The organism is Arthrobacter sp. efr-133-TYG-120 (genome assembly GCF_030209785.1).
Classification (GTDB): Bacteria; Actinomycetota; Actinomycetes; order Actinomycetales; family Micrococcaceae; genus Arthrobacter.
Genome location: NZ_JARVRI010000026.1, coordinates 105,742 through 127,827 on the forward strand (window position 1 = coordinate 105,742; position 22,086 = coordinate 127,827).

The 22,086-nt window shown below is 60.6% G+C and carries 20 protein-coding genes and 1 tRNA gene; 5 read left to right on the forward strand and 16 right to left on the reverse strand.

The genetic code is table 11. The annotated features are described in order from the left end of the window. Window positions 1–8: 8 nt before the first annotated feature. The 6 genes from QRN51_RS14990 to QRN51_RS15015 all read right to left on the reverse strand — a co-directional run bounded on the left by QRN51_RS14990 (window position 9) and on the right by QRN51_RS15015 (window position 6,922). The gene (locus QRN51_RS14990) at window positions 9–380 is read right to left on the reverse strand and encodes a hypothetical protein (protein WP_284990651.1); all 372 of its coding nucleotides are present in this window, start codon (window positions 378–380) and stop codon (window positions 9–11) included. 124 nt (window positions 381–504) lie between these two features. Continuing rightward, window positions 505–2,283 carry a type IV secretory system conjugative DNA transfer family protein gene (locus QRN51_RS14995; RefSeq protein WP_284990652.1) on the reverse strand — a complete coding sequence of 593 codons (1,779 nt, stop codon included), beginning with the start codon at window positions 2,281–2,283 and terminating at the stop codon, window positions 505–507. A 40-nt stretch (window positions 2,284–2,323) separates the two neighbouring features. Next, window positions 2,324–3,538: a putative type IV secretion/conjugal transfer ATPase gene (locus QRN51_RS15000; RefSeq protein WP_284990653.1), complete on the reverse strand. Its 1,215-nt coding sequence runs from the start codon at window positions 3,536–3,538 to the stop codon at window positions 2,324–2,326. 236 nt (window positions 3,539–3,774) lie between these two features. Then, the gene (locus QRN51_RS23335; protein ID WP_350224989.1) at window positions 3,775–5,238 is read right to left on the reverse strand and encodes an SCO6880 family protein; all 1,464 of its coding nucleotides are present in this window, start codon (window positions 5,236–5,238) and stop codon (window positions 3,775–3,777) included. After that, the gene (locus QRN51_RS15010; RefSeq protein ID WP_284990655.1) at window positions 5,228–6,622 is read right to left on the reverse strand and encodes a type IV secretion system protein; all 1,395 of its coding nucleotides are present in this window, start codon (window positions 6,620–6,622) and stop codon (window positions 5,228–5,230) included. The genes QRN51_RS23335 and QRN51_RS15010 overlap by 11 nt, the downstream gene beginning before the upstream one ends. Before the next feature lie 12 nt (window positions 6,623–6,634). Beyond that, a complete protein-coding gene (locus QRN51_RS15015) occupies window positions 6,635–6,922 on the reverse strand; it encodes a hypothetical protein (RefSeq protein ID WP_284990656.1) in 288 nt (95 codons plus the stop codon). A 745-nt stretch (window positions 6,923–7,667) separates the two neighbouring features. Here QRN51_RS15015 and QRN51_RS15020 point away from each other — a divergent pair. After that, window positions 7,668–9,035 carry a HEPN domain-containing protein gene (locus tag QRN51_RS15020; protein ID WP_284990657.1) on the forward strand — a complete coding sequence of 456 codons (1,368 nt, stop codon included), beginning with the start codon at window positions 7,668–7,670 and terminating at the stop codon, window positions 9,033–9,035. A 51-nt stretch (window positions 9,036–9,086) separates the two neighbouring features. Continuing rightward, complete coding sequence (locus QRN51_RS15025) at window positions 9,087–9,521, forward strand: hypothetical protein (protein ID WP_284990658.1); 435 nt, start codon at window positions 9,087–9,089, stop codon at window positions 9,519–9,521. A gap of 880 nt (window positions 9,522–10,401) precedes the next feature. Here QRN51_RS15025 and QRN51_RS15030 read toward each other — a convergent pair. The 8 genes from QRN51_RS15030 to QRN51_RS15065 form a co-directional block, all read right to left on the reverse strand. Beyond that, window positions 10,402–12,210, reverse strand: coding sequence for an SIR2 family protein (locus tag QRN51_RS15030; protein ID WP_284990659.1), 1,809 nt, complete (start codon window positions 12,208–12,210; stop codon window positions 10,402–10,404). 31 nt (window positions 12,211–12,241) lie between these two features. After that, complete coding sequence (locus QRN51_RS15035) at window positions 12,242–13,513, reverse strand: hypothetical protein (RefSeq protein WP_284990661.1); 1,272 nt, start codon at window positions 13,511–13,513, stop codon at window positions 12,242–12,244. 6 nt (window positions 13,514–13,519) lie between these two features. After that, a complete protein-coding gene (locus QRN51_RS15040) occupies window positions 13,520–14,428 on the reverse strand; it encodes a TIGR02391 family protein (protein ID WP_284990662.1) in 909 nt (302 codons plus the stop codon). Between the two features lie 414 nt (window positions 14,429–14,842). Continuing rightward, on the reverse strand, window positions 14,843–15,055 hold the full coding sequence (locus QRN51_RS15045) for a helix-turn-helix domain-containing protein (RefSeq protein ID WP_350224990.1): 213 nt from the start codon (window positions 15,053–15,055) through the stop codon (window positions 14,843–14,845). Window positions 15,056–15,242: 187 nt separating this feature from the next. Next, window positions 15,243–16,358, reverse strand: a complete 1,116-nt coding sequence (locus QRN51_RS15050) for a C40 family peptidase (protein WP_284990664.1) — start codon at window positions 16,356–16,358, stop codon at window positions 15,243–15,245. Further along, on the reverse strand, window positions 16,358–17,086 hold the full coding sequence (locus QRN51_RS15055) for a hypothetical protein (RefSeq protein ID WP_284990665.1): 729 nt from the start codon (window positions 17,084–17,086) through the stop codon (window positions 16,358–16,360). Before QRN51_RS15055 ends, QRN51_RS15050 begins: the two co-directional genes overlap by 1 nt. Before the next feature lie 51 nt (window positions 17,087–17,137). Next, window positions 17,138–18,043 carry an RNA polymerase sigma factor gene (locus QRN51_RS15060; RefSeq protein ID WP_284990666.1) on the reverse strand — a complete coding sequence of 302 codons (906 nt, stop codon included), beginning with the start codon at window positions 18,041–18,043 and terminating at the stop codon, window positions 17,138–17,140. Between the two features lie 451 nt (window positions 18,044–18,494). After that, window positions 18,495–19,004: a hypothetical protein gene (locus QRN51_RS15065; RefSeq protein ID WP_284990667.1), complete on the reverse strand. Its 510-nt coding sequence runs from the start codon at window positions 19,002–19,004 to the stop codon at window positions 18,495–18,497. A 229-nt stretch (window positions 19,005–19,233) separates the two neighbouring features. Here QRN51_RS15065 and QRN51_RS23340 point away from each other — a divergent pair, with 229 nt between their 5' ends. Continuing rightward, window positions 19,234–19,497 (forward strand): helix-turn-helix domain-containing protein, encoded by a 264-nt coding sequence (locus tag QRN51_RS23340; protein WP_350224991.1) that lies wholly within the window; start codon window positions 19,234–19,236, stop codon window positions 19,495–19,497. 88 nt (window positions 19,498–19,585) lie between these two features. Then, window positions 19,586–19,846: a hypothetical protein gene (locus QRN51_RS15070; RefSeq protein ID WP_284990668.1), complete on the forward strand. Its 261-nt coding sequence runs from the start codon at window positions 19,586–19,588 to the stop codon at window positions 19,844–19,846. Between the two features lie 19 nt (window positions 19,847–19,865). Here the strand turns inward: QRN51_RS15070 and QRN51_RS15075 are convergent, their stop codons facing one another. After that, window positions 19,866–20,996, reverse strand: a complete 1,131-nt coding sequence (locus QRN51_RS15075) for a tyrosine-type recombinase/integrase (RefSeq protein ID WP_284990670.1) — start codon at window positions 20,994–20,996, stop codon at window positions 19,866–19,868. An 86-nt stretch (window positions 20,997–21,082) separates the two neighbouring features. After that, window positions 21,083–21,164: transfer RNA gene (locus QRN51_RS15080), tRNA-Leu, on the reverse strand. Between the two features lie 196 nt (window positions 21,165–21,360). Here QRN51_RS15080 and QRN51_RS15085 point away from each other — a divergent pair. Continuing rightward, entirely contained in the window at window positions 21,361–21,966 is a 606-nt protein-coding gene (locus QRN51_RS15085) for an ANTAR domain-containing response regulator (RefSeq protein WP_059389079.1), read from the forward strand. Window positions 21,967–22,086: the final 120 nt, after the last annotated feature.

The window sequence follows — 22,086 nt, forward strand, 5'->3', positions numbered from 1 at the left end:
ACATGACCTTAGAAATCCGCCTCGAGCTGATGGTGATCACGCTGCCACTCAAGGAACGCCTGCTCATCAGTCCTCAGCACCCGCAGGACAGGTTCCTTGTGCGCCTGCAGGCCCACGCAACCCGCAGAACGGCAGTGGGTTCTTAAGCGCTCGACGGCGTGGGGCAGCCTCTCGTGGAAGGCCAACGGCCCGAAGCCTGAATCGTCCGGCGTATACGAGGCGAGTTCCGCTCGCTGGAGTGCGTAGAGCTCAGCGACAATCTCAGAGTGCCGCCACCAGCACTCGGGAACTACCGACGTCGTGAGCTTGTATGTGGCGACGAACCACCTCACCCACGAAGCCAGGCCCTGCCATGCGCCTTCGGCTTGGTGGGGTTCCATGTCCCGCCACCTGTGAGTAGTACCGTTTGGCCCGCCCGGCGGGCGGAATGCCGAACGAAAGAGTTGTGCGGTCAGGTCCTCATCGTCCGTTCCGACGGAAGGAATTTCGAATCGGTCCCCATCCTCATAGCTGCTCATCGTGTGTCTCCTTGATTGGCTGCTGGCGCAGCCGGTGGCCCTCGGCCAACACCCGTTCGAGTTCCGCCTTGGACCGTCCCAACGCCGCCGCATCCTTGCGCTTGTGCCATTCCTGGAGGTCAAGGAGGATCGGCCTCGTACGGCGGCCCAGCATGAGCGCTGTTCCGACGGGCAGCCGACGGATCTCGTCGAGTCGGATGACGGGACTTTCCCGGATCTGCTCACCGTCCTGCCGGCCTTGGGAGGACCAGGAGCGCGTATTCAGGATCAGGTTTCGCTCCCCCAGCAGCCCTGCGAGAGAGCGGAGGTCCCGTTCGTCGGATCCTCCACCGAAAATCACTTTGATGATGGCCGAATCCCAGATAGTGGCGGCTTCCTCTATCGACCAGCCAGTGCGGGCCTGGGACAGCGACTGCAGCACAACGAGCGTGGAAATGCCGATACCGCCGCCGTCGGAAAGGGCCACGGGCAAACCTGGCCATGGTGCCAGGTTGGCGATTTCATCGAGGATAAGCGATAGGGGCGGATCCAGCCTGCCCCCAGGCGCGACAAAGGCCATCTCACGGGCCGCGTTATCGATGTCGTCGATCAACGCGGAAAGATACGGGCCCGCTGCTGCTGCTCCTGCCCTCGTGCCAATTAAGTAAAGGGTGCCGCGCTCGCGGATGAAGGCCTTCGGATCAAACTCCTCGGCGGCGTCCTGCGGGTCAAGTGCAGCCAGAACCTTGGGAGATGACAGCGGCGCTACGGCAGCGGAGACACCGATCCACGAGTTAGACGTATTCCTTGGATCGTCCTCCAGAATCCCCATGAGGTCTGCTTGCCACCCGAGGGCGGCTTTTGGATCGCTCAGGACTTCGAGGGCCTCGCGGGCCAGCACAGGGCTCGAGGACCAACGCCTGAAAGCACGCACGCCTTCTCCGCTGAGTGCAGCAGCGTGTAATAAGCATTGAAGGACAATCAGCGAGCGCTTCTGCCAGGCTGCGTTCTCACCCTTCATCTCCGTGTCCGCGGTGATGACGAGGGCGCGCCGCGTGGCGATATCCGGATCTTCGCATCCGCGCACAGGCGACCAGCGCAGAGTGGAGGGCAGCCCGGACATCCCTTGCGGATCGAAAACAGTTACCGGCCTGCCGCCGACAGCCCGCGCTTGCATTGTGACCACCAGGTTGTCCGCACGCGTCGACGTTGTCACCACGGCTCCCGGGGCGTCGAGGATGGCATTGATGATCACGTACAAACCCTTGCCGGACCGCGGCGCGCCCTGAATCACCATTGATTCCTCAGTAGAGACGTGAATGGTGACACCGCGGGATCGGCCCAGAGTCCACGAGACGTCCTGGATTCTGGGTTTGGTCAGACCCGGTCTGGTGAACTTTCCCCGTCTCCTGACTGCTCTGCTTCCGAAGTCTTGAAGAATCTCGGCGCGCCTCGCAATGCCGTCGCGGTTCAGGATGTCCTGGCGCAGCCAGGCTCCCGATTGCTTCCATCTTCGCCACACCAAGAGGGAGCCCACCGAGAGCGCACCTATCAGGACAAGGACCGGGCCCGCGAACCACCAAACGTCGGCCGTGGTGACACCGCAGCCGTGCGCTGGGCGCACTATCCAGTCGATCCGATCCACAAAGAGCCCGACGGCGGCTCCCGGACTGAGTTGCGACGGCGGTACGGCACCACAACGCCAGCCCACCACAACGCTGGTTAACGCTTGGACGAAATAGCAAAGGCAAACGTAGCCGGCTATTGATACGATTCCGGCTGTCACCAGTGGGCTGTTACTGCCTCCGCGGGTATTCACTGTCAGCTCAGATCATCCGGTCGTCGGTGCCGAAGACCTCCAGCTCGTCGGTGGTGACCCTGTTCGCCACGATGAACGAACGGTTGCCCACTTTCCAAAGCCCCACGCCCTTGGGAAGGTTCTCGACGTGCTCGCACTCCGCCTCGGTCAGGCCCAGCGCTTCCTTTGTCAGGCGCATTGCGTCGTGCTTTTGCCTATAGATGATCCTGGTGTCCGCTTCCGTCAGGAGACCAAGGGCCTTTTGACGGTGTCCGCTGGTGCTGTCGCCGATCTCATTCAGGTCGGCAACCTTGTGCATGATGAGCAGATTCGCGATCCCGTACGTGCGCGCTAGCCGCCACTGCTCGCTCATCTTGGCGAGCATGTACGGGTCGGCGAGCATCCGCCAACCTTCGTCATAGACCACAAGCCGTTTGCCGCCGTCGGGATTTGTGATTGCAGCTTCCAGCCAGGTGGCGCCACAGGCCGCGGCCAGCGAGAGAGCCTGTTCGGAGGCGCCAATCAGTGCAGAAGTGTCCATGACCATGATCGGCGCATCCGCATCGAACGCCACCGTGGAAGGAGCATCGAACATACCCTCCAGGTCACCCGAGACCGTGCGCCGGAGCGAGTGACTTACGGCAGTGCCACCGTCGCTGCCCACCAAGGCGATCATCTCCTTGGAAGGACTGAGAAGTCGATCAAGAACCATCGGCAACGTGGGGTTAGAGTTCTGGGCCATCGTTTCCATGAGGGCCATGTCCAGGGCTGTATGTTCAACGGGACGCAGAGGAGACCCTTGGCGCATGAGGGACACCAGCGCCACCAACAGATAACGCCGACGCTGCCGCACGACAGCCTGCCACTGCGCCTCCGTTAGCGCGGACGGCCGCGGACCAGCATCGAGCGGGTTGACCCGTGCAGCCCGCCCGGGGCCCACCGAGATAACCTTCCCACCCACAGCATTGGCGACGGCGACCCACTCGCCTTTAGGGTCCGAGGCGACGGCAGCCTTCCGTCCGAGGGTGATGGACCTGGTCACCAACGATTTCCCACACATGGACTTGCCCGTTCCCACCGTGCCAATGACCACGATCGATGGTCCGCTGATGATGCCCTTGTCGTAGAGGATCCAGGGGTCATACGAGAACGCGCCCGAGCCGAAGACATCGGTGCCGATGTACGTACCCTCATGGCCCAGGCCGGATTCTGTAATGAACGGGTAGGCCGCAGCGAACGTCATGGTGGACGCGCGATGTGGTGCCGGCCGTAGCCGGTGCGGTCCGCGGAGGTTGTTCGGTTCCCGACTCCCCCAGTCGCCGGACATCCCAGGCCTGCCGAAGCTGGTCACTGCAAAGTCCGCCGACCCGCGTGAGGCGGTAGTCGCCTGTCTCTCATGGGCGCGTTCCCGCCGTCGTTCCCGCCGCTCACGCCGAGTTTCGCTCGACGGCAGATATTGCACGGTGTCCGACTTCACTCTCATCGCAGTCCCCTTCCCAGGGGCAGAGCCCCTGCTACGAAGGCGGCCCACTGCTGCCCCGCGAGGAGCCTGAGCTCGACGAAAGCACCGGCTGCGGCCGACTCCAGTTCCTGCCGATGCCTGGCCAGGTCTTCGAGCGAGGCTGCGGTGGTGGTTACAAATGCGGCAGGCCGTACGTCCCCATGGCCGGCCACGATCTCTTCCTCGCGCTGGGCAACCTCGTCTTCCTCAGCCTTTTGTTCGCGGGTGAGTGGCCTGTCGAAGCGGACGTTGATTCGCCGTCGTGTTTCATGTGCCTCTTGTGCAGACCGGATGTCGCGTAGTGCTTCGGCCGTGGGCACAGCGCGGATCACCTGGGTCACCGTATGCCGGAAATCGCCCACGTAGACCAAGGGATGTATGAACCCGGGAAACACCTTCTGCCGGGGCCACTCGGAGATCCAGAATGTTTGGTGGAATGCTGAGTCGGTCCGCAGGTAGGACCAGTGTTCTTCAACGGCCATTGGCCCGCCGTTGGTCGGCGCAGGTGCTGAACTTTCACCGGCAGCCCTGATGACCGTGTTCGGATCGAATGCGCCGCGGACGACTTCGAGGAGTTTTGACTCCGGCAGCCACTCCTCCACCTTCACGTTGTGCGTTGCCAGCCCCGTCGTGATTGCTTCAACTTCGAGCCGGATAATGCGCTCCAGTCCGGCGAGGCCGCCGCCTGACTCGCGGATCCGCCGTCGTGCCTTAGCTGTGTCGATGACCAAAGCGACTAGGAGGTCGTGCCTAGTGGTTGCCTCTGCCGCGGCAACGAGGTCCTCATACGCACGCTCCCCCCACGTCGGTTCCCAGGCCTTGCCCGCACGCTGAGGAACATTTTTCACATAGAAGTCCCGCAAGGCGGTTGACGGGTACGGCACTGTGTAATCCTGAACTGCAATCCGGGCGATACTCGACCTCTGCGCCAGTCCGGCTTGCACGCGCGACCACGCCTGCACTGCCCATGCCTTGTCGTCACTGTCCAACAGGGCAAACGACCTGGTGCTGCACCGAAGGACGGCCACAGCTTCTCTGCCGTGGGCGTCCACAACGAACGCCTCGCCCTGAAGTGCCCTCCGGACCTCCAGTTTTCCCAAGCCACCGGGCAGAGCGAGCCGACCTGCCAGCGGCGGAGCTTCCGGTCTAGCCAGAAACCGCGTTTGCTTTAGTGCCGCACGGTAAAAAAAGAGGACGATGTGGCTTGCCCAGACAGGGTAGGGAATCCGTGAATACTGCAGGAGCCCTAACAGCATGAGAGTCAGCCACATTGGGCCTGAGCTAAAAAGCGATGCCGGGCCACCGGAGGCAGAAGCAATGCTCGCTACGAGAACGCCGCTGGCCAGCAATGCTAGCTGGTACCACTTCAAGCCCATGAACAGGCCGCGACGCTCGTGGCGGGGAAATTTGACGGCTTCTAGCGTCCTTGCGTCATCGGACATGCGGGTCGCCCCCTGGGTGAGGATCGGTTGGTGGATGCGGACGAGTAATCGGCGGGGCCTGCAAGGGGCGCGCCGGGCCAGCGCTATTTAGGTTTGGCGGTGCCGGATGTTGCCGGAGGTGAGACCGATCGGAGGATGCATCCGCGCTCGCCGAAGGCCCGGCTTCACGGTGTGGCGGGCGATGGTGATGCCCGCCGCGGTTCAACCGACCCGGTAGCTGGGATGAACCGTGGGCGGAAGCGGTAGGACCGGCGTCGAGCATCCGGCCCGAGCCACCGCCTGATGGTTGAGAGGACGACGCTGGCACGGTGGCCGGCAGCGCTCTGGTGGGAAATTCCGCGTGAGACGAGCGTACCGGCCGGGTCATCGCGGACCGTGACATCATCGCCGCCAGCGTGAACCGCCCACCAAGCTGCCTGCTCACCTGACGGGAAGCGACGCTGCTTGTCCTGGAGAGGAGGTGGCCTCCGCCTGCCGTTTGGGCCGCAGCAGCCAGCTCGCCGCCTGCGAAACTCACCAAACGCAAAGCCATCAGTGGAGCACCGCATGCGAGGGCCATGCCCACCGTCCCCGCAGCCAATCCAGCGAACGACTTTGAATCGGCGAAGAGCTTAACGGCGACAGCCAGCACTGTGGCGGCCAGAGGTTTGGCGAGCAGCAGCGCAACGACGACTTCACTCCATCGCCGCGCCCACGTCTTTGTTTTATCCCAGGAAACGAGCATCAAGGCAACGGGCGCGACGGCGGCCAGCACAATCAGCGCAAATGACCGAAAAATCATGGAACACATGAGGATAAAGGCCAGGATCCACACAACGATGACTGCCATGGCCGTGACGACCACACCACCCACCGCTCCCCCGGTGGTTCCCGGCGACAAGGAAACGATGTTCCATTCCCTGCCTGATCCTTCCGCCGCGCGTTCAAAACCGAAAAGCCGCATGAAGACGAGATAAGGGTCGGAGCCCATCGACTCGAGGAGGGCAGCCGAAGCGGAGTCGCTGACCTTGGTCAGCTGCCGGACCAGGTAAACGGCGCCCGCTACGAGGGGAACTGCCAGGGCCCCACCCAACAGGGCCCTACCTATTCTTCGCGGTTGCTGGCTAATCAGTCCCGACAGCAGTTGGAGGATCATGACGACGACGAGCGGGGTCATCATGACGATCACCCACCAGTTGGTAATGCCGTCCACCGCCAGCCACTGCGAGTCATCCACGTCTGAGGCGCTAAACGCTCCGGTGATGAATGCCCACAGCCAGGAAGCGACGTTCTGGAGGATGTTTGCAAAGAGGGAGGTGACTGCACCGGTGGCGCCGTCGTTCGCTTGCGAGACGAGTCCGCAACCGGGCGGCCACCAGCCATTGAGATCGCACTCGACAGGCATGGCTGGCGGCCCTTAAAAGCCGAGCGGAAAAGCGGTTTGGGACCACAGGATGTAGCCGTTGATACCGCCAAGAATCGCGGCCACCGGTCCCGTCCACAACAGAATCACGCCACCTCCGGATGCGAGCCGGGATGACTGACTCAGCTTGCCGGCCAGCAACATCGCCGCACCGATGATGGCCACAATGGCGATCACGACAAATGCACCGACGAGGATGCCCCCGCCGATCTGCTTCAGGGATTCAAGAAAGGGAAAATTAGCGTTTGGGGTAATACCAGGGTCGACTGCTGCCAAAAACATGGCGCGCTCCGTCCGTCGTCTTCCGTTGGGTTGAGCAGTTTGAGCTCACGACTTCATGGAATGGCCGGGGCGGAACGACATGACCTAGCATCTGTCCACGAATGGACACGATTAGCACGGGTAGCAATCAGTCGCTCTCACTCCTGACTTCACTATTACGCGGTCTCGGGAACGTTTCGCATGCCCGTCGTCCAGGAAAATCAGTGCGTAGCCGGACGGTGATCTGCCCAAACGCCGGCAAGACGGTTAAGGGGAAGCCGAAGCTGAACTGGTGCGGCTGCGGACAGCAGTAGCGCGACGGCAATGCAACCCTCAGGGCGGCCCGCAGGACACTCGCATTGCGGCCCACCAGGAGGACAAACCAGGCCAGTCCGGACTCCGGAGCCAGCAAGGGGGAGAGCCCAGCACCAGGCTGCAGTTACGGGTCGCCCGCATCCAGTCTCATATCCACAGAGTAGCCAGCATCGGCCCGCTCCTGGCTCTGGACCTTCTGGATGACGACATAGCTGCGAATTCACCGAAGTACCTTCGTGAGCTGACAGCCATTGCACTAGATCTACTATCGGATCCCGCGGGCGGACACAATGAACAACTGAATCGAGTCCTTCGAGAAACTGCTGCTCGAGATTTAGAGTCAGCTAAGTTCATTACTGAACCGGCCACATCTTCATGTGCCTGGCAAGAGCACCTGACTCCCCCAGCCGAAGAGGCGGGGCTCCCAGGTCTGTTCGGATATCGTTGCCGCGTGAGCGATGAAGTAACAGGTACATTCTGGCTGGCGAACGGTCCGCGGGTCGAAGGGACCTTGAAGCTAGAGTCCGGCACTTATTCTCTAGAACTCAACGGGTTCTGCTTCACTCCTCAAAGTTGGGACATTCAACCAGACTTTATTGGCCTCAGCGGCGACCCTGCAGCAATCACTGCTGATTTCGCGCCTCGCACAATCCATGGCGAGTTAGATGGCGCAGGCCCCGTAACCCTCCTGCGCGCGCACATGGACACAGACCTCCTCGCTCATATGTTTGGCCCTCTTGTTCAGAGGTTTACTGGACCCTCTTACGTCCTCAACGCTCACATCAAGGGGGAAGACCATGAGGTCCATGGCATTAGATGGACCTACAACTTTTCGACCCGCCATGCTGGCTGGCATCAGGATCCTCCAGCTGACGTTACCGGTGGTCCTCTGCGCGGACAGTTGAAACCTTGGGTGTTCGACAAGGAGCCCGGTTTTGAACTCCACCTTTCGGAACCAGCTGAGCTACGCGTCGTTCGACAAGGAGTCATGGCAGCGTCTACACAATTTCTGGTGTTGTGGACAGGGTGCGAGATGGCTCCGTGCCACGTGGAAATCCAGTTAAGCGACGGAAATTGGCACGAGTGCTCTGCCCCTCCATCAGGTGAGGGTAAATTTTCGAGAACAAAGCTTCTGCCACTAGACGAGATCACCCTGCAAACGTTGGCACGCTGGCTCCCTATGGCATTCCGGCTCGATCCGCTGCCCTACATAGCCTCTGCTAAAGCCGGGGTACTCCAGATCGACGCACAGGCACTGGCCACTGCCCTCGAAGGTCTGCACCGTCGCTTACTCGGTGATCCCCGGGTTTTCGCCCCAATTAGTGCTGGTGCAGTCAAGAGATCAACCCGTGCAGCGCGGGAAGCCGGCGTCCAGAAGCTGGTGGAAAGCGGCTTCGATGATCAGGCCCTTGCCGCCAAGCTTTTCAGCGAGGCACTCAACAACATCGACCAGCCAAGCTATCAGCAACGCTTGTTAGAAATGGCATCTCCGGTGGTAGAAGTTGCACCCGGCCTTTGCGGGCCTGACATGTCGGACTGGGTCAAGTCCATGAAAAATATCCGAAACGATCAGAGCCATCAGTTGCTCGACCACTTCTATGATGAAGAAGTAACCCAGTATCACATCGCGAGTATCTCCGGGCGCTGGGTCCTCGTACTTCGGATCCTGCTGGAGTTTGCCGATCCCACCCGACTTGGCCTTGCCCTCGGCGAATCGGAGGCCTTCGCCTTCGCCCTTGCGAATATGGATGTGGAGGACTACTGGCCGGGCTTTTCGTGCCTACAAACTTTCCGTGCGAGCCAAGAAACATCGGACTAGGAGTGGAGTCTGTCAGAGCCAAGATCCTCGACCATAGACGGGCTATGGAGCATGACTGCAACCGAACTTGACCCAATCGAGGTCATCGCCCTCAACATCGCGAGGGCAGACATGCATTACATAGCTACCTCGTTGACCGGCCTTCCGTTTTCCGCGGCTGCCGCAGAGATTGCCCTTCTCCAGTACGGAACCATGGCTGCCTATGAGGCCCAGCTCCATTTCAGCAAAACCCTGGGCTGGCACCTGCAGGCAAACTGGGACCCTGGTACTGCGAAGGCTGCCCGAATGAGCGGCAAGTTCTTTGCTGACAACAAGAGAAATCTCCACGGGGTCGTCACCCATTTCGACGAGCTTCTCCAGGCCAACCACGGCGCGTTCTTCCCGAGGAACCGGCTAGCCGCTTCTTCGATTTTCTCCGCGACGACCTTTCGGTTGTCATCCTTGACGGTAGTCCGTACACGAATCTTGTCAGTGCACACTATTTAACGGGGCTGGGGCCGGAGCAGGTCGGTGACCTCGAAACCGTCGGTCCTGCCATTGGTCGGTTGAGCACGGGGGTCGGCAACGTCGCTGGTGCCCTTCTGGAAAACTCCGGCATTGACTTTCACCCGCACGGAGCCGTCCCGTCTTTTGAGTGGTTCGACGGGAAGAGTTCAGTCGCCTTTCCGCGCCTATTTGGTGGCGAGCTCCAACCCTCTCTTGCAGCAGCCCTCGTAACTATCCAGAGCGCCTCTTCATCCGCAGCGCTGAGCGTGTCCCGATCGCTTTGCGAATGGTGCGAAGCCGCCACTCGCAAGCATCGGTTCATTGCCCTATTCCAGTCCCTCACAGCCCTTGAAATCATGCGAAGTGGTGATGCTCAGGCCTCTCTGCCCTCCGGGATGAAAGCGTTTCTGGACGACCCTGATTCGGTGTGGGTTCTGGGGCAGTCGAGGCTCCGGAACGGGCTGGTTCATCTCGGGCTTCAGGACATCGCGGGGAGCCTTGGTTTAGGGAGCACAGTCGACGATGCCGTGTGCGCCTACACAGGGCAGCACCCCGACACAGTTGCCGCCCGTGTCGTGAACCACCTGACCCGATTCGTCGACCTTCTAACGGAGTGGATGCTTTCGCCCACCTCCGATGGAAATACGTTTCTTGGGGCAATACACCCTGCTCCTCAGGAATGATCAGTGCTCCAGCCGGGAACGCCCTGTCGAGTGCGAGACGGTGGCATGCTCTTGCTGGCCACCCGACGGCACCAACCGCGACCTGCCGCGGCGCGTTCGTACCGGATCTGATCACCAAGATCGACGAGTACCTCGCCGCACACAACACCGAACCCAAACCCCACTTGGTACTGGGCGGTTTTTCGCGCAGATTATGTTCATACCCAGCGATCGAACTGTTTGAGGGCTTCAGAGAGCTGCGTTAGGCCTGCATCAAATGTGTCTGCTTCACCCCCGGGGGCTGCTGTCCATCCCCATGCTTGGCGGTCTCCGTACTGGCGGAAGTCTTCCTCCCAGATGTTGGTCTTTGTGGAGTGATTCCAAGCCCTCTCTCCCGCGTATCGGCCGCCGCAAGGCCGTCTGGGGTTTCCAGGTATGAGGAACTGAAGCGCCATGGCCATCCTGTACTCTGCGCGACGAGTAGCGGTTTCGACTTCAGACGAATCAGCAATGAGGTCTGTCAGCAGGATATCCAAGTCAGCAGAGACGAGTTCACTTGCAGGGTACAGCCAGGCTGTCCCGCCCCACCGCGGCAGTGCTTTTGCAAACTCGTGATCAATCACGTATTCATCCTGCAACGCCAAAAGAGCCTGGATATCCTGCCCAACGCTTGGGTGCCGCCATGTCGGCTCTGTAGCCGCACGAATGAATACGTCCTCCCTGTCATGGGATACGGCGATCATGGCTATCGCCCTAAGCACCAGGAGGGCTGGGTACTGGGAGAGCTTTACCCAGCTTGCATGATAGGTAGTTGCTTCCTGGGTCCGCGCTTTTAGCAGCCGTTGGATGGTCCATACCCAAAGGTCAGTGTGGACCCGGTCCCGATCCAACAACACCGCCGTCGCCACCAAGCGGATCAGGACCCGACTTGCCTCGCGTAGTTCCAGGCATGATTGCTCGTAGGCCAGCACCCTGGCTTCTTGGTTGCCGTCCGGGAAGAGACAGCCGTGACCCTGGGTCGCCTGCTGGATTCTGTCGATCTCTTCGCCCAGGATGTCGCGGATCTCGATGAATGACTCCCGGTAAGGGAGGAGCTTCTTAAGCCGGGTGGTTGCCATTTCCTCAGTCAACGGCGGTGAGGACAAAGAGTCCAGGGACTCAAGACGATGCAGCAAGTCCGGTAAGAACTCATCAGCGGTGACGCCTCCGATGACTCCGGCACCATGCTGGTCCTTTAGAGCCGAGGCAGCACTTCCAAGGGGCCCCAAAGTTGACCAATAAAGTGGATATCTCCGTGACCGCCGGCCCTGCAACGCCTCGACCAAAGCGTGATCCCAGTCAGCTGACCATCCGTTAATGACCAGACCAAAGTCGTCGAATATCTCCTCCAGGAGTTCGCGCATCACTGGGCTGTACTGGTTCAGCTCCCCCAAAGTGTTCTTCTGGTTAAGCGAACGATAGTCGCCATGGATTTTCACCACGGTGCACCCAGCATGCACCAAGGGCCTTCGTGCCTCAACTGCCGCATCGGTGGCAAGGACTTGATGAGCAACGCTGGCCGCGTCCAATGCCTGTTCGAGCAGCCCGTCGAAGTTCGTTGTCACGATTACCCGGACGGATCCCCTTCTGACCAATTCCGCGATGGCCTGATGAGCCTTCCCCGGCACCTTGATGCCATCAGCCCGCTCTTCCTCGGATGGTTCAAAATACCCACTCAATAATGCGCTTCGCGCGGCGGGCGTCAAACCAAGGTTCTCCATCAGGTTCGAGTAGCCGAGTTCGCCATCATCGCCGTGCTTGCTCCACCACATGTCGATATCGGCATCCGTGGGGTTTATGGGAAGTCCATCGTCAGTAGCGGCCGCAGCCTTGGCCACAAGGTCTCTGATGACACCCCAGCCAGTTGGTATGCCCGCGCCGGTCGATGTCCCTGACCCAACGAGCAGGGCGTACACGCCTGCTTGATCATGCATGGACACGGCAAGGCTGATGCGCGGATCAATCCGTCGGGAAAGCTGTGAGGTCATGTTGTTCAGAGTACCTAGAGCGGCTCTTGTCTCAGAGCGGGTAGTCCTTGGCATCAGGCCAGGGCTCTTTCCAGTCTCGGTTCTGCGGGTGGCTCGATAGCCACTGGCGAATGTTGATCAGGACTTCATCGACGTCGTGCAGAAGGTCCCGCTGCTTGCGGATGAAGGTTTGGTCCGTCACGTTGGTGCGCAGGGCGTGGGCGGGCTTCTGCCGCGCCGCACGGATCGCGCGTAGGGGTTTCAGCGCCCACTTCACAGCATCCGCATTCACATGGTTCATCGTCATGAACAGCTCAAGCCGACCAAGGGTGCCCAGACGGTCCCCTCTCTCGTTCACATGCGGAACCTTGGCCGTGTCGAGTGCCGCGCCGTCGATGTTGTCCGACAGGAGCTTGTCGAACGAGTGAATGAAATGGTCCCACTCCCGCTGGTCGGCACGGAGGATCCACCCGAAGTCCTCAGGCAGCTCGTGCGAACGGAAGATACGCGCGCCCCACACGTTCTCGAACAGGTCGCTGATGGCTTTGAGTTCCTGGGCGAGCCGGGCGAAGGGTCCCATGCCTTCTGGCCAGTGGCCCATCTGTGAGCCGTACCAGACGGGATGAGGGTCGATCCCTTCCACGTCAACCTGGAAGCTCGCCCAGCGCTGCTGGTGCTCAGGTGTCAAGTCGTCCAAGTCGCCGTAGAAGGCCGCGACGCGTCGGACGATTGGGGCATCCGGGACCTCTGGGTCGTATTGGCGCATGTCGTAGGCGAAGCCGAGGTGCATAAGCCCGACTTTGTCCTTCTTCGGTTGGTCCTTGTTGTCGTATGCCTCGTCGGACAGCCAGAAGTTGATGCCGAAGTCGCTCATGCCGAACCTGAAGCGGGCGTCGTTGCGGTAGCCCTCAAGCACGTCCGTGCTGAAGAAAGCGAGCTCCAGTGTGGACCGGCCACGCGCCATAGCCCTGGCGAACGGGGCATCTTCGAATTTCTTGGACAGCTTCAACCGCTTCAGCGCCCTCGCCTTGGGGTAGAGGCAGACCCCGTAGTCGTCGTCGGAGAGCCCACGAAGCTCTTCGATCTGCTCGGCGACGGTCCTTCGCGAAGGCCAGGGACGGATGTGGATGTTCATGTAGTCGCTCGGGCCCACGACTTCGATCAGGCCGGCAAGTACGAGTTCTATCGCTGTCTCGATCTCGTCGCCGGAGTTTCGGGTGGTGCTGACCTGCAGCCCGTTGAAGTCCCGCGACTCCATATAGCGCCGCTTCACCTTCTTCAGCAGCTCGCGCGCAGTCGTGGAGAGGTCGTCTTTTGCAGCCATGCCGATCTAGCCGTTTTTCCTGGTCATAACCTGGCTGGGTTCGACTGCAGGCTGTGGTGACACCTGCTCGGCCTCAGGAGCGGTCGCGCCATCGACTGACACAACCACACACCGATCGACGAACTTGGCGAGAACGCTCAGCGTCGCTAGTTGTTCGAGGCCGTCTTGCTCGGTGAAGTCCTCTGCGACGTGCGTCGCCGGGTTCCGGATCACCATGTTCACCCCCGGGGCGAAGCTCAGCAGTCCGGCCTGCATGGTCTTGACGTCCTGGTCATCCGAGTCGCCGGGCCAGCGCAAGCGGGCCTTACCCTCCTGAGGGTCGGCGGTAGCGAACGCCTGCTGCCACAGAGAAGTGTCGCTCGCGTTGTTCCGATCGGTGAGCTGCTTCATCTGGCCGCTGACGGCTTCCGCGGAGGCCGCAACTGCTTGCCGCAGGTGGCCGTCGTTCCAGAGACGTTGGGCCGCAGCCCACACCAGAGGGTGTAAGAGCAAGGGCTCGATCGTCGGCGACGAGAGCGCCTCGGCCTTCGCATTGAGACCCTCCAGTCGACCTGCGGCTTGGAGGCAGAGGCCTCGGAGGACAGGAGCGTCGAGCAGAGGCTTCGGTTCGAGCATCCGCTGCCAGTTCACGAAGGGGTCGAGCACCCCGACTCCCTGGACTGCGAGTCGGACGTTAGTGACGCTGCTGAGATCCATGAGCGCGCCGGCGAGGCGGTTCAGCTCATCTGTGAGAACTCGGACGCGTGCCTTGTCAGCGCTGTCCTTCGGCAGGACAGCTGGAGCGATCCCCACGGCCATAGCCCCGAAGCCGGAATTCTCGACATGGTGCATCATGAACTCCTCGAACGTCCTCGAGAACTCGTCGAGGCGCTTCGCCAGGAACTCCAAGTACTCGCTGTTCGTCCGGACGTCCATGTCTCCCCTGATTCAGTCGTGGCGTTCGCGCCCAAAGTCGACTATTGCCGGGGATCGTTCACCTGCCACAAGTCTGCCGGAATTGCGCCGACTTTCACGAACTGGTGGCTCTGAGTGCCGCACTGGAGCATGTGTTGTTCGTGGAGGTCAGTTTCCGGCACCGCTCTGACCACATAGTCACTTAAGGTCACACCCCCGGCGGAGCCGGAAAGACGCTGATGGAGTTGCCCCTGCGGATTGTAGCTTGGCTTTGAAACTAGGGTGCGATTTTCACAGAACGCTCGGCAACAGGCATCTTCAACAGGTCACACTCGAAGAAGTCGAAGGAGCTCGTTGCGAAGGTCAGCGCCATTGAACCACGGGGAACCGTAAACGTACGCCATGATGCCTGGGGCGCTCGTCGCCAGGTCCGGGTCAGCCGTCCAGGCGCATCGGATGCTCGGCTGCCGAGGTCAGGAGCGTCAATGCTGCGACTCCCAGTTGATTGGCAAGCACGTCCATAGAATCGAGTGTGAGATTCCGCTCGCCGCGCTCGAGACCCGCCAAGTACCGTGGACTCACCCCGAGCTCCTCAGCGAGCCGCTCCTGAGTCAAACCCCGAGTACGACGGAGGTCGCGCACCCGCACACCTGACTCATATAAAATTCCGGATTTTCTTGCCGCTGAGGGCGCTCAGGTGCGTTCGAACGGCCCGCAAAGCCGCATTCAGCCCTTCATCTAGACCGCTGGTGTCACCGCTGCTCTTGGCGGGCAGGAAACCGGCCCATCGCGCGTAGGGAACGAGGCCGCTTAGTCATAGCGGGTCTCAGGCGAGTTAACGCAGCAGGTCAAAGTACGCGGCGCCGGGGTTCCAATCAACTGGATGTAACAAAGTCCCCACTGAAGGGTTGAGAGCGCTGTACATCATCCCCTCCCCTGCGTAGATCCCCACGTGGCCCCAGTTGTCCGGCCCTTGCGGGTTTTGGACCACTAGGTCACCCGGCTGCGGATTGTTCGTTCGGGTGCCTACCCGCCACTGCTCCACGCGTGGCAGCTCTATGCCGGCCTGGCGGTAAATCCACTGCACATAACCCGAACAGTCCCAAGCTTTGAAGGCAGTCCCGCCCCAGACGTATGCTCCACCCAGGCCTTCCCTCGTGAACCGCAGAATTTCGAGGCGGATCTGACTCAAATCGTCTGTCCCCGCCGGGAGTGCTGCTGTCGGCTCCCCTTCCAGGCATTTGGGCGGCGGTGACGTGCCTTCAAGCACACGGACTATCGCTTCTGCATCAGGCTCCCAACGCGCATACAGCTCCGGAAAAGCCGAGACCTGAACCGCTTGGGCGGCCTGCCCTTTATCCATGGAGCGCCACCCACCGATATCAAGCAGACCTCGCGGACTGCCCAGATTTGGACCAGTCGGTCCACCGTAGAAAGCCCTTGCGTTGTAGATGGGATCCATGAGCTGCGCTATGGTTCCCCAGCCAGCCGCCGGTCGCTGTTGGGCCGTGCCAAGGGAATCATGGTCGTGCCCAACCCCCTCATGCGGGAATGAAAGCGAGGAAGGCACGTTGGTGTTTGCCAGGACCCTCAGACCGGATTCCTGCAACGACATCATGATCGCAACAACCAGACCTTCCTTGGGCACTCCCAATTCCCGGCCGACGGAGACGTAGCTCCCGGCCACGGCCAACTGGGCGCTCGTCAACCAAGTGGGCAGCTGGCCGTCGACGCTGATGCGCAACCCGGTTGCATCATTCGGCAACGTCTCAGCTGCCGTTACAGCTGGCACGCACACGGAAGCATTGCCCGTAGAGCCCGCAGCCAGCAACGCTACGCCTGCACAGATGAACATGCCGCACGCGATGGCGAGAGCGGAGGCCCCAGCGATAATCGCACGGAAGACAACCCGTCGTCTCAGAATTCCCATCAAGACAACTGGAGCTGGCATCAGTAGACGATCCTGCTCGGAGTCGCGTAGAAGCCGACCATCGCGCATCGGTCTGCAGGCGCCGTCGGTGCTGGCGGGCAGTTGATCATCACACTGATTGGCGCCACGTAGGCGTTCCGCCCATGTGCTGTCTGGTCGACCACGTTTAGCCGCACGGTACAAACATGGAGTCCGGCCCAGGGCGCTGGATACTCCCGAACCTTAGCCAGCTCGGCATCACAGGCAACGGACTCCGCGGTACCCGTTCTACTGGCCTCTACGCCTGCTAGGGACATGTAGGTCCCAGCCGTCACTCCTGTTGCCTCGAACTCCTGCACGAGCACAGACAGCGGATTCGATCCGTCCGGCAAGAGCGTCCACAAATCGCGAAGGCGCCTGTACACATCGGAATACGACGACGTGCGAGTGTCCCACGTGTAGATCGCTTGGGCTGCCGCCACAGCCAGCTCCCGGAAGCTCGCGGTGTCTCGCTCCTTCCCTGAGACGTCCGTTCCATCGCTTGAAGGGGACGCTTGTGCGCTAATCGCGGCGGAAGGTGAAGGCTGTTGCCCGCGTGGGGACTCCGCAGCCGCGGGCAGCCGTGAAGCCAGCGTCGGCGACGGCGACGGCGACGGCGACGGCGAAAGTAGGACAAAGACAACACCCACGACGCCGATAACCGCCGCAAGAGTTACCCAGAGCCGCCGGCCACGAGGCCACCTCCAACCCGGGCTTAGGAACAGGGACATGCGGCACCTCCTCAACAGACTGATCGCAACAGACTCGACTCGCCAGATGATTTAGTCCGCCGGCTTCAACTGACCCCACAGAACTCGCCACGCTGCGCGGTACAGCTGTCTGACAAGGCCTATCTGGACGGCAATGTACCTTTCGGAAACGCCGAACTCTTCGGCAAGTCGGGCTATTGCCCTGGTCCGTTCCGGGCCGCTCACACCCGGAGTGACCACGTCCTCCGCAATGCGACGCAACACCGGTGTTGGCAGGCAGTTCGCCGCGACCCGGGGTACATCCTTTTCCCGGTATGTTTCGGACGCAGCCTCCAAAGCCACCGTGATGGTCTTGGCCGTTTGACGAACAACGGATGCTGCATGCCATCGGCGTCGGTCCTTAGGCGTCGGCGGTCCGTAGCGTCGTGGCCCGGCGAGGCTGTCTACCGCCAGATCCCAGTTTGCAGTCGATACGTTCTCCCGCACGAGCGCAAGCACCATCCGCGCCCATTCCTGATCAATTAGCCGCTCTGTGCCGCAGTCACCATAAAAGGCCACCCTGGCCCATCCACTGACAAGGGCCGTTCCTTCTCCAGTTACAGGATCCATCAGCAGCGGTGATGTGGCGTGGCTTAGTTCGCGGCGGATGTGGGCGGCACACACGTTCGAGCAGACGCCCTGTACCCAAGCACCGAAGGGGATGCCCGGGAGCTTACGGTAGTTGCCCCGCGTCACGCCGTCCCAAACGGCCATTCGCACGTCCTGCATCACGTCATCGACATCACCGGCCCGCCCGACCCGGGAGAGATGGGATACGACGTAGCCACGCACGCTATCGACAGCCACCATGATCTGATCCACCGGCACCGCTGTCGCCTCGGGCGACGGCGCCCTTTGCAAGGAAATGTCCACGCCCGGCGATGATGGTTCATTTTGCTGGGCGTGGATCGCCCGCTCTTCTGCGTTCACGGTCTTCACCGGCTTTGACAGAGTTCCATTACTTTCGACGCCTTTTGATGGCGTCCTTCGCGTGACTGCATCCAGGCCAATCACGTCCACGAAAAGCTATATGAACTATTGTCAAAGATACTTTAATTATCGTCAAGAGTGCGGTTCTTACTTTTCTGCTCAGGATCGACAAGAATGGGCTTCATGCCACGGCTTACCAAACCGCACGACGACGCATGGTCCCCCGACGTCGAGGCCGCGGTGGAGACCTTTGGCAATAGGTCGCGAAACGAAATCCTCCGATACCTCACAGCCCACGGCCCCGCAACGCGCGGAGATATCGTGTTATCCGTGAGCGCCGGGGAGCCGAGCGTAGCGAAACATCTCCTGGCACTTGAAGAAGCGGGCGCGATCAAAGTTGATGTTGAGCCGGGACGTCGACATGGGCGCTCCCCCCGCTACTCAGCGAATGCAGCCCGAATCAAGGAGCTCCTTGATGCCCATCTTCGGTATCTTCTGGAGCACTAACAGCTGCTTGCTCGCCAGCCGGATGAAGATCGATGTCCTTATTGAGGTACTCAGAGATACGTCGCAGCGTTTCAGGAGAAACATCCCCAAGAGTCCGCGCAGCGAAGGACTTGACTCGAGCGGCACGCAAAGACTTTACGAACTCGAGCTGAGAGTCGATGCGTTCCGGCAACTCGCCGTCACTCTCGGGAAGCAGATACGACGGATCCACCTTGAAGATTTCACAGAGCGCCGTCAGCAGTTCCGGATCGCTGACGAGCCGGCCGGTCCCGTCCTTCATATAGAACCAGCGTGCACGCGACAGTTTTACACCCTTGGAAGCAAGCTGTTCCTGGACCTCCCGGAAGGTGACCGGTTTGCCGCGTTCTGCAACGGCGACGTCGAGCAGCAGATTGAGGCGGCGGGCAAGTTCGGCCTGCGGTGTCGGCGAGTTATCTCCGAGATTCATCTGCTCAGCTGTCATTGCCCATCCCTCCTCTCCCCTGAGGACAGCCTATGGCTTAACTTTCCTGTTTCGGGACCTCGCGGACTCAGTTTTGCATCAAGATCCGGCGCCGACGGAATCAAGGCGAGATCCAGTCTTCTCAGGGCGGTCGCAAAGGCGTACTCTACTGCTGTAGACCCGTCTACAGTAGGCTTCTTCTTCCATTCTTCGATACGCCGGGGTTGTGGTCTCCATGTCCAGTTTGTTGATGAACAGAACACGAGCCCGGATACTCCGAGTCCTCCTCATGGAAGGCTCCGCCACCTGTCCCGAGCTCAGCTCGAAGCTCCGTCTGTCATTGTCGTCCACCAGGAGGCACCTCAACCTCATGACCACCGTGGGACTTGTTGAACAAGTCCCGGCCAGACGGTTTCGCGCGTGCCCCGAGAAGGTTCGAGGCGAACTGGAAGCAATAAGCTCCTTGTATCTGAGCGGGGTCATCCCGGCTGGCACCAGAGCTTCAACGGACTAGGAACGAAAAACCCGGTCGTCCAAAAATCATGTAGATGCCGGCGATTCAGCACATGAACTCGAAATGCTAGAGCACTTTTGGAGTTCTTATGGATCTGGAGTTCTTCGAGCCGGCAGAGGCTGCGGCTCTCATGCACTGTACCGAAGCATGGCTTCGCGAAGGTGCCGCTAACGGCAAGTTCCCGCACGCGTGCTGGGGCAAGGGAAAGATCATCTTCACGTCCGAGCACATAGTCGAAATCGCCAAGTTGCGGGAAGTTCCGATCCACGAAACGCCTTCAACGCCAGAACGCCAGATTGGAACACGGGCAAAGCGGCGGCTGACGCCCGTCCGCTACGCACAGCCCTGAACGGCGGACTCAGCGATTCTCAGCGGGCAAACCCACTGATTGAGCGCTCCGTGGCATCGGCACCGGCCTGAAGAGCCTCCGGCATCAAGTGCCCGTACACCTGCTCCGTTGTCCGGGTTGAGGCGTGGCCAAGGCGGCGGGAGATCGTGAACAGTGAAATGCCATCCTGAATCAGCCAGGAAGCATGTGTATGCCTTAGGTCGTGAATACGGGGTGACTTCCTCAGGCCGTGTGACTGTGCTGTCTGCACCGCAGGAACCCAGTAGTGGTGCCAAAACAGCTTGTGGACGATCCGGTCCCCTTTGGGTGTCGTAAACAGCAGCTCATCCCCGGCCCGGCTGGCAACGAGCGGTATCAGCAGATCGACCAACGCAGGGTTGATTCCAATCGTGCGCTTGCCGGCACCCGTCTTGGTTGCCCCGATGTAGTACTTGGACTGCCCGTCCCGCTTCCACGCCTTGTTGATTCGCACCGTCGGCGGTTTGGAGAGCAAATCGACGTCCGCGACTTTCAGCGCAGTGGCCTCCCCGAACCTGGTCCCCGTCATGACAAGGAAGTTGGTGAAGGTCTTGTACCTCACCCCCATGACCTCAAGGATCATGTTGTACTCGGCGTGGGTAAGGAACATGGCTTCGTCCTCAGCCCTGTCGATCGTGGGCAGCTGCACGCCGCGGCATGGATTCTTGGAGATGTACTGGAGCATTTCTGCCGTATTCATTGCCGCAGAGATGAGGCCGTGAACGTTGTGGATTGTCTTGGGGGCCTTGCCCTTCGCCATCATCGACTTCGCCCAGTGATTGAGGTGGCGGTAGTCGAGTTTGTCCACCGGTATGTGGCCAATGATGTTCCGAATGTGCAGGTCCAGCATCACCTGATACGTCCTGGTGGTCCCGCTGGAGGGTCGGATCAAGAGGTCAATGTGTTCCTGGACGACCTCGGCAACAGTGGGAATTCTCGCTGCATTCGAGAGGAGGGCGGATTGCGCGATCTCAAAGGACTGGCCGTTCGCGTCAAGCAAGCGCTTGAGGGTCTCGGCTTCTGTTTCGGTGGCCACCGTTATGCCCTGTTGCTCGCGGCTCTTCGGATCCCGCCAGCACACCATGAACGACGATGTTCCGTCTTTTCTGGTGCGTTTTCGGATGCTGGCCACAAAAAAATGCTACGTCCGTGTCAACACTTTTGGGGCATTTGTCAACAGTCAGTGGGCCAACTGGCCCCTGACCTGCGGAAACACTGTGCCCGAGGTGGGACTCGAACCCACACACCTTTCGATACCGCATTTTGAGTGCGGCGCGTCTGCCAATTCCGCCACTCGGGCGCGGAAACACCGAAACAAGACTAACCGACGTCGGGCTCTTCACAGAACTCAACGCTCCCTGTTGCAGTGCGCGAAACTACTCTACATGCAGATAGGCTAAATTCCAGAACCGGCTCGGCCGAGCAATAAATCATACGCAGGGACCGGGTGCAACTAAGATGGTTGAGAACCCGCCGTACGTCTTGAAGGAGATCCCGTGTCAGAACAGACGGAGTCCAAGCCCGCATCCCAGCCGGCACGCCGAGTAGTTGTCGCAGAAGATGAAACCCTCATCCGCCTGGACATCATCGAGATCTTGAAGGGCGAAGGCTACGACGTTGTCGGTGAAGCCGACAACGGTGAGAAGGCCGTCCAGCTGGCCGAAGAACTGAAGCCGGATCTGGTCCTCATGGACGTCAAGATGCCTGTCATGGACGGCATTTCTGCCGCGGAGAAGATCGTCAAGGCGAGGATTGCCCCCGTCGTCCTGCTGACCGCGTTCAGCCAGAAGGAACTCGTGGAGCGCGCCCGCGACGCCGGGGCCATGGCCTACGTCGTGAAGCCTTTCACTCCGGCCGATTTGATCCCGGCCATCGAAATCGCACTTTCCCGCCATGAGGAGATCAGGGCCCTCGAAAGCGAGGTAACCGACCTTCAGGAGCAATTCGCCACGCGCAAGCTTGTGGAGCGCGCCAAGAGCCTCCTGACCACGAAGATGGGCCTCACGGAGCCGGAAGCATTCCGGTGGATCCAGAAGACCTCCATGGACCGTCGCCTCAGCATGCGCGAGGTCGCCGAGACCATCATCAACCAGGTCAACTAGCACTCCCCGCGAAGGGCGCCGCTTCCACGGGAAGCGGCGCCCTTTCGTCGTCTCCAGACGCGAACCACCCCGCCCCAAAACAAGACAAAGGAGGCCCCGCCACACGGCGGAGCCTCCTCA

Bases quoted from the DNA above. Each gene is read 5' to 3' on its own strand.
- QRN51_RS14990 (WP_284990651.1), bottom strand. From the start codon at position 380: ATGGAACCCCACCAAGCCGAAGGCGCATGGCAGGGCCTGGCTTCGTGG.
- QRN51_RS15000 (WP_284990653.1), bottom strand. From the start codon at position 3,538: ATGACGTTCGCTGCGGCCTACCCGTTCATTACAGAATCCGGCCTGGGC.
- QRN51_RS23335 (WP_350224989.1), bottom strand. From the start codon at position 5,238: ATGTCCGATGACGCAAGGACGCTAGAAGCCGTCAAATTTCCCCGCCAC.
- QRN51_RS15010 (WP_284990655.1), bottom strand. From the start codon at position 6,622: ATGCCTGTCGAGTGCGATCTCAATGGCTGGTGGCCGCCCGGTTGCGGA.
- QRN51_RS15015 (WP_284990656.1), bottom strand. From the start codon at position 6,922: ATGTTTTTGGCAGCAGTCGACCCTGGTATTACCCCAAACGCTAATTTT.
- QRN51_RS15025 (WP_284990658.1), top strand. From the start codon at position 9,087: ATGACTGCAACCGAACTTGACCCAATCGAGGTCATCGCCCTCAACATC.
- QRN51_RS15030 (WP_284990659.1), bottom strand. From the start codon at position 12,210: ATGACCTCACAGCTTTCCCGACGGATTGATCCGCGCATCAGCCTTGCC.
- QRN51_RS15035 (WP_284990661.1), bottom strand. From the start codon at position 13,513: ATGGCTGCAAAAGACGACCTCTCCACGACTGCGCGCGAGCTGCTGAAG.
- QRN51_RS15040 (WP_284990662.1), bottom strand. From the start codon at position 14,428: ATGGACGTCCGGACGAACAGCGAGTACTTGGAGTTCCTGGCGAAGCGC.
- QRN51_RS15050 (WP_284990664.1), bottom strand. From the start codon at position 16,358: ATGCCAGCTCCAGTTGTCTTGATGGGAATTCTGAGACGACGGGTTGTC.
- QRN51_RS15055 (WP_284990665.1), bottom strand. From the start codon at position 17,086: ATGTCCCTGTTCCTAAGCCCGGGTTGGAGGTGGCCTCGTGGCCGGCGG.
- QRN51_RS15065 (WP_284990667.1), bottom strand. From the start codon at position 19,004: ATGACAGCTGAGCAGATGAATCTCGGAGATAACTCGCCGACACCGCAG.
- QRN51_RS23340 (WP_350224991.1), top strand. From the start codon at position 19,234: ATGAACAGAACACGAGCCCGGATACTCCGAGTCCTCCTCATGGAAGGC.
- QRN51_RS15070 (WP_284990668.1), top strand. From the start codon at position 19,586: ATGGATCTGGAGTTCTTCGAGCCGGCAGAGGCTGCGGCTCTCATGCAC.